Below are 11,522 nucleotides of genomic sequence, written 5' to 3' on the forward strand. Positions count from 1 at the left end.
AGCGGCCGAAGCGCCCGCGCCGCAGGCGCAAGTCTCGGCCGCTCGGACGCGAGCCACCAAAGGGCCGCGAACACGCAGTGCCGCAGGCGCTGTCAAACCAACACAGCTCACTCCCACTCGATGGTGCCCGGCGGTTTGCTGGTGACGTCGAGGACCACGCGGTTGATTTCCGGGACCTCGTTGGTGATTCGGGTGGAGATGCGTTCCAAGACCTCGTAGGGGAGCCGGGTCCAGTCGGCGGTCATCGCGTCCTCGCTGGATACCGGGCGCAGCACGATGGGGTGGCCGTAGGTGCGGCCGTCACCCTGCACACCGACGCTGCGGACGTCCGCGAGCAGCACGACGGGGCATTGCCAGATCTGCCGGTCCAGACCGGCCGCGGTCAGTTCCTCGCGGGCTATCGCGTCGGCATGGCGCAACGTGTCCAACCGGTCCGCGGTGACCTCGCCGACGATTCGAATAGCGAGACCTGGCCCGGGGAACGGCTGGCGCGCAACGATTTCCTCCGGCAGCCCGAGTTCGCGGCCCACCGCACGGACTTCGTCCTTGAACAGCAGCCGGAGCGGCTCGACCAGCTCGAATTCCAGATCGTCGGGCAGACCACCGACATTGTGGTGACTCTTGATGTTCGCGGTACCACTACCGCCACCGGACTCCACGACATCCGGATACAACGTCCCCTGCACCAGGAACTCGACCTCGGGCGCCGAACCGTCGGTGCCGTGCTCGAGCACCACCTCGGCGACCGCGTCCTCGAAGGAGCGGATGAACTCACGCCCGATGATCTTGCGCTTCTCTTCGGGATCGGTGACGCCCTTCAGTTCACCGAGGAACTGGCCGACCGCGTCGACTGTCACCAGCTTCGCGCCGGTCGCGGCGGTGAAATCCTGCTGCACCTGCTCACGCTCGCCCGCGCGCAGCAGGCCGTGATCGACGAACACACAGGTCAGACGATCGCCGATGGCGCGCTGTACGAGCGCGGCGGCGACCGCGCTGTCCACACCGCCGGACAGCGCGCAGATCGCGTGCCCGTCACCGACCTGCTCGCGGACCTGTTCGACGAGCGCTTCGGCGATGTTCGCCGGGGTCCAGGCGGCCGGGATGCCCGCGATCTCGTGCAGGAAGCGGCTCAGCACTTGCTGTCCGTGCGGTGAGTGCAGCACTTCGGGGTGGTATTGCACACCGGCCAGCCGGCGCGCACGGTCCTCGAACGCCGCGACCGGCGCACCGGTCGTGGTGCCGGTGACCATGAAGCCCTTCGGCGCGTCGGTGACCGCGTCACCGTGGCTCATCCACACCGGCTGGACGGTGGGCAGCCCACCGTGCAGCACACCGCCATCGGTATTGAACTCGGTGCGACCGTACTCTCTGGTACCGGTATGCGCGACCGTACCGCCCAGCGCCTGGGCCATCGCTTGGAATCCGTAGCAGATGCCGAAGACCGGCAGATCCAGGTCGAACAACCGGGCATCCAATTGTGGTGCGCCCTCGGCGTACACGCTGGCCGGGCCGCCGGAGAGGATCACCGCCAGCGGCTGCCGCTGCGCGATCTCCTCCACCGTCGTGGTATGCGGGATCACCTCGGAGAAGACGCTCGCTTCGCGAACCCGCCGTGCGATCAGCTGGGCATACTGGGCGCCGAAGTCGACGACGAGGACCGGTCTCTGGGTTTCTGCCACTCGCACAGTTTAGTGAGCGGGCGGATCGAGCGAATCATCGGCCGCAGTGCCCGCGTCCGAGTGGAGCCGACCGCCCAAATCCTCCCGCCGCCCTCGCACCGCTGGCTATCCTCATGCACGTGCCATTCGCCCGCGCGATCGATGCCGATATCCACTACGAAGACAGCGGCGGCAACGGCCCGGTGGTGCTGCTGGCGCACGAGTTCTTCATGGACCACTCGATGTTTGCCGCTCAAATGGCCGCGCTGGCACCGGAATTCCGGATCGTGTCCTGGGACGCGCGGGGTCATGGCAATACCAGGGACGAGGGTCTGCCGTTCACCTACTGGACCGCCGCGCGTGACGCGTTGACTGTGCTCGATCATCTAGGCGCCGAACGGGCCGTCGTCGGCGGAATCGCCCAGGGGGGCTTCACCGCGTTACGCACCGCGCTGATCGCGCCCGAACGCATCTCCGCGCTGATCCTGATCAGCACCGAGGCACACGGTGCGACCCTGGAGCAATCCAGGGCGACCCAGCAGTTCCTGGCGAAGTGGTACGACGACGGCTCCCGCGAACAGGCTGTGCGTCAGTTGGCCTCCTGGCTGATCGGCGACGATGAGTGGTACCGCTCGATCTGGACCGAACGCTGGCTGGTGCGCGACCGGAACGGGATCGAGGTGGCCGCGGGGTGCCTGCTCAGCCGAGACTCGGTGCTGGAACGGCTCAGCGAAATCACCTGTCCCGCTTTGGTGATTCACGCTACCGACAGCGGCATCCCCCGCGAGCGAACCCAACAGGTGGCCCACGGACTCGTCGGCGCGACGTTCGTCGAGATCGCCGACGCGCGAGTCGCCGTCACGATGACCCACCCGGAACCGGTCAATCACGCGATCCGTCAGTTCCTCCGGACCACCATGCTGCCGACCCGAACGCCCTGAACCGACCGACACTCCGATGCACGACAACGCCACCAACTGACGCCGAAACCGGAGCAACTCAGGCGCGAACGCTGAGTCCGACCTTTTGGAACTCCTTGAGATCGGAGTACCCGGCCTTCGCCATCGAGCGCCGCAGACCACCAACGAGGTTCAACGTCCCGAACGGCTCATCCGACGGGCCGTACAGGACTCGCTCCAGGCTCGGGCGCACGGCGTCACCGTCCTCCTGATCACCGAGATCCCACGGATCGTCCACATGCAACAGCGAACCCCGCGGCACCGAGGGATGCGCGGCAGCCGACGGCCAATACCAGCCCCGGCCAGGCGCCTCTGCGGCCACGGCGAGCGGCACGCCCAGCATGGCGGCATCCGCGCCGCACGCGATGGCCTTGGCCAGCTGACCCGAAGTGGCGATCTCACCGTCCGCGATGACATGCACGTAGCGGCCACCGGTCTCATCCAGATAGTCGCGCCGCGCGGCGGCGGCGTCCGCGATCGCCGTGGCCATCGGCACCTCGATACCCAGCACTTCGCCGGTAGTGGTCGCGCCAGGAAAGGAGCCATAGCCGACGATCACGCCTGCCGCGCCGGTGCGCATCAGATGCAGCGCGGTCCGGTGGTCGCTCACGCCGCCCGCCACCACGGGCACGTCCAGTTCGGCGATGAACGTCTTGAGATTCAACGGCTCACCGTCGCTGACATGCTCGGCCGAGATGATCGTCCCGTGCACGACGAGCAGATCGATGCCCGCCTGCAATAGCGCGGGAGTCAAGGCGCGCGCATTCTGTGGGCTCACCCGCACCGCGACCGTGACTCCGGCCGCGCGAACCTGCGCCACGGCGGCGGCGAGCAGATCCGGCTGCATCGGCGCGGCGTGCAGTTCCTGCAGCAGCGCCACAGCCCGCTCGTAGCCGCCCTTGCCGACGAGCTCGAGCAGCCTATCGATCTTCGCGGAAACATCGGCGTGTCGTGCCCACAGACCCTCGCCGTTGATCACGCCGAGGCCACCGAGCCGGCCGAGTTCGATCGCGAACTCCGGCGACACCAGCGCGTCGGTCGGATGCGCGAGGCATGGGATCTCGAAGCGGTAGGCATCCAACTGCCAAGACAACGACACCTGCTTCGACGAACGGGTCCGGCGCGAGGGGACGATGTCGACATCGTCCAGCTCGTAGGTACGCCGGGCGGTTCGGCCCATGCCGATCTCCACCATGTCGCGCACGCGAAATCTCCTTAATTTTTGGCAGCGCCTGCGGCGCTGCGTGTTCGCGGCCCCTTGGTGGCTCGCTTCCCAGCAGCCGAGACTTGCGCCTGCGGCGCGTGCGCTTCGGCTGCGGGGAAGCGAGCCGGGCCGCGAACGGCGCTCGCAAGACTCGCGCCTCCAGTCGTTACCAATGGGCTGATAAGGCCACATCTACCGCGCGGTCGTCTACCGCACAGCGTGCTCACCGTCACGGTCAGTGAGCACGCTCAATCATGCACGGACCGCTCGGTCCTGTACATGAACGTGGCGGCTAGCCGCGGCCGGTGTAGTTAGGGGCCTCGACGGTCATGGTGATGTCGTGCGGGTGGCTCTCCTTGAGGCCGGCCGCAGTGATCTGCACGAATTGCGCCTCTTGTAGGTGCGCGATCGACTGGGAACCGGTGTAGCCCATCGCCGCGCGTAGGCCACCTACCAGCTGGTGGATGACCTGGTTGACCGGACCACGGAACGGCACCCGGCCCTCGATGCCCTCGGGCACCAATTTGTCCTCGGCCAGCACGTCGTCCTGGAAGTACCGATCCTTGGAGAAGGACTTGGTCTGACCACGGCCCTGCATCGCGCCGAGCGAACCCATGCCGCGATAGCTCTTGAACTGCTTGCCGCCGACCAGGATCAGCTCACCCGGCGATTCGGCTGTACCCGCGAGCAGCGAGCCGAGCATCACGGTCGACGCGCCGGCGGCCAGGGCCTTGGCGATGTCGCCGGAGAACTGGATGCCGCCATCGGCGATCACCGGGACACCCGCGGGCCGACATGCCGCGACCGCTTCCAGAATCGCGGTGATCTGCGGCGCGCCGACACCTGCGACCACTCGGGTGGTGCAGATGGAGCCGGGCCCGACACCCACCTTCACAGCGTCCGCACCGGCTTCGACCAGAGCGGACGCACCCTCGCGGGTGGCCACGTTGCCGCCGATGACCTGGATTCTGTCGCCGACCTCCGCCTTCACTTTGGTGACCATCTGCAGCACCTGCACCTGATGGCCATGCGCGGTGTCCACCACGAGCACATCGACGCCCGCGTCGGCCAGCGTCATGGCGCGCGACCACGCGTCCGCGCCGACACCGACCGCCGCGCCGACCAGCAGGCGACCATCGCGGTCCTTGGTTGCGTTCGGGTACTGATCGGTCTTGACGAAGTCCTTGACCGTGATGAGCCCGCGCAGCCGTCCGTTGCCGTCGACGATCGGCAGTTTCTCCACCTTGTGGCGCCGCAACAACCCGAGCGCGGCCTCGGCGGTCACGCCCTCCTGCGCGGTGATCAGCGGAGCCCTGGTCATGACGTCGGCGACGCGGCGGTCCTGGTCCACCTCGAAGCGCATATCGCGGTTGGTGATAATTCCCACAAGTGCGCCGGTCTCGTCCACCACCGGAAGTCCGGAGATGCGGAACCTGGCACACATCGCGTCGACCTCGGCGAGAGTGTCGGTCGGACGGCAGGTGACCGGGTCGGTCACCATGCCCGCTTCGGAACGCTTGACCGTCTCCACTTGGGCAGCCTGATCAGCTGCCGAAAGGTTGCGGTGCAGCACACCCATGCCGCCGGCGCGGGCCATGGAGATGGCCATCCGCGCCTCGGTCACGGTGTCCATGGCCGAACTGACCAGCGGGGTGCGCAGCCGGATCTCTCTGGTCAGGTGACTGGAGGTCTCCACAGAACTGGGGATGAGATCCGAGGCGGCAGGCAGCAACAGCACATCGTCGAATGTGAGGCCGAGCATGGCGATCTTGTTCGGATCGTCGCCACCCGTAGGAGGGCGGACTGCGATTCGTTCGCCCGGTACGGGATTACTCATTCGGATCGACCCCTCCTGGACGTCGATAGCGACCGACGCCGGACGGACCGGCGTCGTGGCGGCTGATGGAATGGACAGTGGCGATCGGCGGAAATAGTGTCGAGACCGCCGTCGCCTCGCACCCATGGTATCTGTCCGGCGAACTCGCCGACGAAGTGAGCCCACCACCGAAACTGGCACGCCGCATAGCTGGCGCAGACCACCCTGTTCTGCGTACCGTGGGGATGTGCGTGACCATCTGCCACCTGGCTTGCCGCCGGATCCGTTCGCCGGAGACCCCTCCGACCCGTCCGCCGCGCTCGACGCCATCGAGCCCGGCGAGCCGCTGGATCCCCACGAGCGCCTCGCGGTCGAGGAAGATCTCGCCGACCTCGCGGTATACGAGGCGCTACTGGCCCATCGCGGCATCCGCGGACTCGTGGTCAGCTGCGAAGACTGCAGGCAGGACCATTATCACGACTGGGACATGTTGCGTGCCAACCTGCTTCAACTGCTGGTCGACGGCACGGTCCGCCCGCACGAGCCCGCCTATGATCCGACGCCGGAAGCGTACGTCACCTGGGACTACTGCCGGGGCTACGCGGACGCCTCGATGAACGAGGCATTTCACGGCGACGGTTTCGACGGTTTCGACGGCTGAGACGGTCCTGCCGATTCCCGAAGCGAGGTGGCCTGGACTCGTATGGTCCGGCTCGGCCACTGTGATTTTCGACGCACACGATCACAGTGATTCCAGCCAGAGCGGTAAAACAGAAAACCGACCGCCGGACGGCGATCGGTTCATGCCTTGTCTTGGTTTATCGATCAGCGACGACCGGGCAACAGAGATCCCGGAACGCCGGGCACCGTCGGCACGACGAAGGTTGGCGGTTGATTGTTCTGGGTCGGCACCAGTGTGGTCGGCTGGCCTGGCGGCGGGCTGGCCGGTGACCCGCTGTCACCTCCGGTCGGCGGCCCAGTACCACCGGTCGGCTCGGTCGAGGGCTGAACCACGGTGGTCGGCACCGTCGGCGGAGGTGTCTGCACCTGCGTGGTCGGTTCGACCGGGGTCTGCGGTGTCGTCACCACCGGCGGCCGGGTTGCCGGGTTGCCGCCGTTCGGCACTGTCGTTTCCACCGAATTCGGTGGGTTTCCGGTCGGCTCGGCAGGTTGCTGCAGGATCGTCGGGGAGCTGCTGCCACTTGTCGGCCTCGGCCTCGTGGTCACACTGGTGCCAGCGGGGTTCGTCGGGCTCTGGTCACCGGACCTCGGCACCGCGGTGTCGAGCTGATGGGCCAACTCCGGCGATACCTTCCGCAACTCCTCCAGCAGACGGTCCCACTCGATCATCAGCTCGTTGCGCTTGTCCGGATTGTTGACTTGCGCGGCATTGTCCTTGGCCCGCTCCAAGTGCGCCTTCGCCTGTGTCGGATCCTGCGTGACAAGCGTCGAGGCCTCGGTCAGATCGCTGTCCGCACGCTGCACGACAGTGGTCTGGGCCTGCTCGCTGAAAACGACCTCTTTGACCCGCCACAGTGGATCGCCCGGCTCGGCGTTGTAGGAGAACGCCGTCATACCGCCGATGACCAGGGCCAGCGCTGCCGCCGTCCCGGCGATCGGGCGAAGTAATCGTAATCGCCCTCCGCTGTGCGCCCCGATGCGAACTTGACGCGCGCCGATCTCCTGATTGACCGCTGCCACCAGCGCGTCCAGGTCCGGCTCCGCGGGCATCGGCGCGGCGAAGAGCTCCGCCCGCCAATCCGCGAGCAACGTCGCCAGTTGATACTCCTCGGCGCTATCGGTGTGCACCGGACCATCGCTCGCGATGGCGTCGATCAGAGCATCGTCGCGGCGCACCGCTGCGATGTCGATCGGGCCGGTGTCCCCGGACGCTTCGGCGTAGGGACCGCTGTTTCGCGATCCAAGCCGCGCCTTCCAGTCACCCCGACCGCGCTCGCCATCCCTAGCCATACATTTCACCTGCCCTCGCCACTTGTGACTTGAGTTTCGCGAGTGCCCGGTGTTGGGCAACCCGCACTGCACCCGCCGTACTGCCCACGGCGACTGCAGTTTCTTCCGCTGACAAACCCATGACCAATCGCAGGATCAGGATCTCTCGATGCTTCTCAGGAAGCGTCGAGAGCAGACGGTTCATCTGTCTGCTCGTCTCCGACTCGAGAGCTCTCTGTTCCGGTCCGTGGTCAGTGGAGATGACATCTGGTACTTCGGCCATTGCCTCCGCCTTGTTACGGGCGGCGTTGCGGTGGGCGTCGGCGACCTTGTGCGAAGCGATTCCGTAGACGAAGGCCATGAAGGGCCTGCCCTGGTCTTGATACCTGGGCAAGGCGGTCATCACAGCCAGACAAACCTCCTGCGCAACGTCGTCTGCGGAGAGCTGCCCACGCTCCGCAACTCCGATCCGCGCGCGGCAGTAGCGCACCACCAGCGGGCGGATCATCTCCAGTACCTGAGCTAAAGCGGATCTGTCGCCCTGCGCAGCGGCAGCGACGGCGAGGTCCAACTCTTCGCCCGTGTGCGTCATCGTCAGAGATATTCCTGGCGTTACAAGTGGCACGGTCCGGTGATGACCAGTGCTTCCACCGAAGGGGCGGAACGGATCTAACAATAGCGACCTGTCGCTCCGAGTCGGGCAACATGGTCGTCTCCGCGCCCCCTACCGAGCACCCGCGGGACAAAAGACCCCACCTCGGCGCGTTATGGCCGCGGCACAGTCCGACGCCTCCGACACGGCGTCCTCGGCCCCGAGTCCCGCTCGGAGCATGGCACTCGCCCACTGCAGTGGCAGTAGACCGTGTGCGCGACACTGCTCGGCGACTTCCTCGACCAGCGCCAGAGAGCGGGCGCGCTCACCGCGCGCGGCGGTGGCCGCCGCGACCAATAGTCGCGATTTGACCTGATGCCGGACCGAGGGTGCGCTCTCGGCCAGTTCCAGTGCCGTGTCGGCGTGCCGCGACGCGGCCAGGTATCGGCCCGCTGCCAGCGCGTTCTCAGCGGACACCCACTGCCACCTGAGCGCCGGACGCCACCCGATCTCATCGGGTGCCATCGCCGTTTCACTGCGCCGCAGCAGTCGCCCGGCCAGCGCGAGCCGCCCCGCGCCGAGCGCGTCGGCCGCGAGACCGGTCAGCGCGTCGCAGATCGCGTCCACGCGAGCGGGGCCGCAGGCGGCGGGCCGCGGCCGAGCGACTCCGGTCGTGGTGTCGTCGGTCGCGAGGACCAGGGCGGCGGCGCGTCCGTCGAAGGCCGCGGCACGCGTGTGCCAACCGAGCTGACGTAACAACGAACCCCGGGTACTTCCCGCCAGTGAGAGGAGTGTCGGGTCTGTGCTGTGGTTGCATACTCTCCGCAGCTCGACCCGCGCCGCGGCGTAGCGTCCCTGGCCGCCGAGAACCACCGCGCGCAACCAGGAGCCGAAGGCATCGGTAGCGGGTGGCAACTCAGCGACGGCGAGACCGGGATCGGCGCCGAAGGCAGCCTCGACAAGAACCGCGAAGTGAGGATCTCCGACCAGAGCAGGCGCGAACACGCGCGCACTCTATCCTGACGCACGCGCAGACCCCGAGCCTGCAGGAAGGAGACCCGCGGCCGATCGGCAACAGGTCAGCATTTTCCGTCGTCGACCCATGTTTCCGTCAGGTAAATCTCGCTCCGGCAATCACGGTGCGCGCGTTACGGGAATTCACTCGTGTCTCGTGCAATTAACCTGAGCGCCCCGTTTCCGCCATCTCGGATCTGCATACCGCGAACGTCGCTTCCGGCCGCGGTGACCACCGCCACCCGGACGACAGACGGGAGCCCTCCGGCTCAAAACCCCAAAAACGGCATCTAGCTGCATAAATACCAGGAATTCAGTGCGCTGAGAAGCCGTCGAACGCTAGCCAACCAAACAGTATGGCCGGTACCAATGCGAAAAGTAAATAGCGCGGAGGTTAACCTTCGCGGCGCAGAATTTGGGAAACTTCTGCGTAGAACTATTGACGGAATTTCGCGCCTGGACCTAACGTAACTCATCGCCACGGACGGCGCCGCGCGAAATTGCAGCGACCCCGCGAAGGGCGGGCCCCCGGGTACGTCGCCGACACGGCGCCGTGGCCACACTACGCAGAACAACTGCTCGACAATGCTGACGAGCTCGCACCACGAGGAGTTCACCATGCCCATGCCGACCCACCTCCCCGGACCGAACGCCGATGTCTGGGACTGGCAGATGCGGGGGTCGTGCCGCGGACAGGACTCCGCGGTGTTCTTCCATCCCGACGGCGAGCGTGGCCGAGCCCGCACCGCGCGCGAGATGCGCGCCAAGGAGATCTGCCGCAGTTGCCCGGTGCTGATGCAGTGCCGCAGTCACGCGCTGAAAGTCAGCGAGCCCTATGGCATCTGGGGCGGCATGTCGGAGACCGAGCGTGAGATGCACGCGCGACGCAATCGCCGCCGCATGGCGGTGTGAAACAGCCGCCGCATGGTGGTGTAAACGAATCCCCTCCCATCCACACGCCGCCGGGCGTCGAATGCCTAGCAAACAATGGGCCACTGAAATACCTTCGGCCGAACTGGGCACAGCAACACAGTGACCGGTTCCGCGCCGGAGATCGGCGGGTGGGCTCCGATCGGTCACCTCCGATCCGCCGGCCGCCATAGCGCACAGCTGTAGGTCCGGCGTTTTGCGACAACGCTCGGCGTGTCACGGCGTGTCCGCTCCTGAGCCGGCCGGCGTGTCGGCGCTCCTCACAAAGCCGCTGGCTGACAGCTGGATTGCGGGCACCCCCGCTGGAAGGGAGGTCATAGCGGCACGCTACGGTAGTGACTGATGACACAGAATGGAGCGTTGTGACAACGCGGCCGCCAGCCGCAGAGGGCGACTCGTTCCGAAGAGAAGCTTTCCCACCCACGGTGGATTCTGCGGTTACGGCACGCGCAGCCGAAAGTATCGAGCTCGCCGCGCTACTACTTCGCTGCGGCCGGGCCGACCAGGAAGCGTTCACCGAGCTGTACGACCGGACGTCAGCGCGCGTCTTCGGTCTGGTATTGCGCGTCCTCCACGATCCCGGCTATGCGGAAGAGACCACACAGGAGGTTTATCTCCAGATTTGGCGGATGGCAGCGAGTTTCGACCCGGCGAAAGGCTCGGCGGTGACCTGGTTGATGACACTCGCGCACCGACGCGCTGTCGACCGGGTCCGCGCCGAACAGGCCCACACCCAGCGGGAAGCCGCCTACGGGATACGGGTGCTCGGCAACGAATTCGACGAAGTCACCGAAGAAGTCGAGCGCAGGCTCGAACAGCAGGCCGTCCTGGAGGGTCTCGCCACACTGACCGAGACTCAGCGGGAAGCCATCTCGCTCGCCTATTACGGCGGGCGCACCTATGCGGAGGTCGCACATCACCTCGGGATAGGGCTACCGACCGTTAAGTCCCGCATCAGGGACGGATTGACACGACTGAAAAAAAGTTTGGGGGTGACGTGAGATGAACGAACGCCAGATCGATCTCGCGCACACCGTCGCGCTCGGTTCGATCGACGACGAAGACCATCACGACGTGCAACAACTTCTCGACAGCGAGGACCCCGTGCTACGCGCGGAGTTCATCCAGGAAGTACGAGATACGAGAGAAGCTCTTTCGCTCCTCGCCGCAGCGACAGCGGCCGTGCCGCCGCCGTCGCTGCGCACTCGATTACTTGCGGCTATCGCGGCAGAGCAGCCGCCGGTCGCCAGCTGAATCCGGTCCCCGCCACCGCCCGCTCCGCGCGTCCTGAACCGCTGTAGTCGAACGGTTCCCCGGCCCTCTCAGTTCTGCGGCCGACAGCGTGTCGAGTTTCGGAAGTAGCCGGTAGCCCATCGAAGTCAGTTGTCGCGGTCCCGAC

At 66.4% G+C, this 11,522-nt stretch carries 11 protein-coding genes; 5 read left to right on the forward strand and 6 right to left on the reverse strand.

Going from position 1 to position 11,522, the window contains the following annotated elements; genetic code table 11:
• Positions 1-107: 107 nt before the first annotated feature.
• Positions 108-1,679: a glutamine-hydrolyzing GMP synthase gene (gene guaA, locus AB0C34_RS18205; protein ID WP_357073812.1), complete on the reverse strand. Its 1,572-nt coding sequence runs from the start codon at positions 1,677-1,679 to the stop codon at positions 108-110.
• Positions 1,680-1,792: 113 nt separating this feature from the next.
• Between guaA and AB0C34_RS18210 the strand changes: the two genes are divergently transcribed.
• Complete coding sequence (locus tag AB0C34_RS18210) at positions 1,793-2,599, forward strand: alpha/beta fold hydrolase (RefSeq protein ID WP_357073814.1); 807 nt, start codon at positions 1,793-1,795, stop codon at positions 2,597-2,599.
• Positions 2,600-2,657: 58 nt separating this feature from the next.
• Here the strand turns inward: AB0C34_RS18210 and AB0C34_RS18215 are convergent, their stop codons facing one another.
• Together AB0C34_RS18215 and guaB are read right to left on the reverse strand one after the other, a co-directional pair.
• A complete protein-coding gene (locus AB0C34_RS18215; protein ID WP_357073817.1) occupies positions 2,658-3,821 on the reverse strand; it encodes a GuaB3 family IMP dehydrogenase-related protein in 1,164 nt (387 codons plus the stop codon).
• Positions 3,822-4,113: 292 nt separating this feature from the next.
• Complete coding sequence (gene guaB, locus AB0C34_RS18220; RefSeq protein WP_357073820.1) at positions 4,114-5,658, reverse strand: IMP dehydrogenase; 1,545 nt, start codon at positions 5,656-5,658, stop codon at positions 4,114-4,116.
• Positions 5,659-5,884: 226 nt separating this feature from the next.
• On the opposite strand from guaB, the gene AB0C34_RS18225 reads away from it, so the two are divergent.
• Positions 5,885-6,298 (forward strand): DUF5319 domain-containing protein, encoded by a 414-nt coding sequence (locus tag AB0C34_RS18225; protein ID WP_039795739.1) that lies wholly within the window; start codon positions 5,885-5,887, stop codon positions 6,296-6,298.
• 164 nt (positions 6,299-6,462) lie between these two features.
• On the opposite strand, the gene AB0C34_RS18230 is transcribed toward AB0C34_RS18225, so the two are convergent.
• The 3 genes from AB0C34_RS18230 to AB0C34_RS18240 form a co-directional block, all read right to left on the reverse strand.
• Complete coding sequence (locus AB0C34_RS18230; protein WP_357073822.1) at positions 6,463-7,608, reverse strand: anti-sigma-D factor RsdA; 1,146 nt, start codon at positions 7,606-7,608, stop codon at positions 6,463-6,465.
• Positions 7,601-8,179: a sigma-70 family RNA polymerase sigma factor gene (locus tag AB0C34_RS18235; protein ID WP_357073825.1), complete on the reverse strand. Its 579-nt coding sequence runs from the start codon at positions 8,177-8,179 to the stop codon at positions 7,601-7,603. Before AB0C34_RS18235 ends, AB0C34_RS18230 begins: the two co-directional genes overlap by 8 nt.
• Before the next feature lie 132 nt (positions 8,180-8,311).
• The gene (locus tag AB0C34_RS18240) at positions 8,312-9,184 is read right to left on the reverse strand and encodes a hypothetical protein (RefSeq protein WP_357073828.1); all 873 of its coding nucleotides are present in this window, start codon (positions 9,182-9,184) and stop codon (positions 8,312-8,314) included.
• Positions 9,185-9,811: 627 nt separating this feature from the next.
• Here AB0C34_RS18240 and AB0C34_RS18245 point away from each other — a divergent pair.
• From AB0C34_RS18245 to AB0C34_RS18255, 3 genes are all read left to right on the forward strand, one after another.
• Positions 9,812-10,105 (forward strand): WhiB family transcriptional regulator, encoded by a 294-nt coding sequence (locus AB0C34_RS18245; protein ID WP_040704593.1) that lies wholly within the window; start codon positions 9,812-9,814, stop codon positions 10,103-10,105.
• A gap of 443 nt (positions 10,106-10,548) precedes the next feature.
• Positions 10,549-11,124 (forward strand): sigma-70 family RNA polymerase sigma factor, encoded by a 576-nt coding sequence (locus AB0C34_RS18250; RefSeq protein WP_357073831.1) that lies wholly within the window; start codon positions 10,549-10,551, stop codon positions 11,122-11,124.
• Between the two features lies 1 nt (position 11,125).
• Positions 11,126-11,377: a hypothetical protein gene (locus AB0C34_RS18255; RefSeq protein WP_357073834.1), complete on the forward strand. Its 252-nt coding sequence runs from the start codon at positions 11,126-11,128 to the stop codon at positions 11,375-11,377.
• The last annotated feature ends 145 nt before the right edge of the window (positions 11,378-11,522 follow it).

Origin of the sequence: Nocardia sp. NPDC049220 (assembly GCF_040647855.1) — a bacterium.
In the GTDB taxonomy this organism is placed as follows: domain Bacteria; phylum Actinomycetota; class Actinomycetes; order Mycobacteriales; family Mycobacteriaceae; genus Nocardia.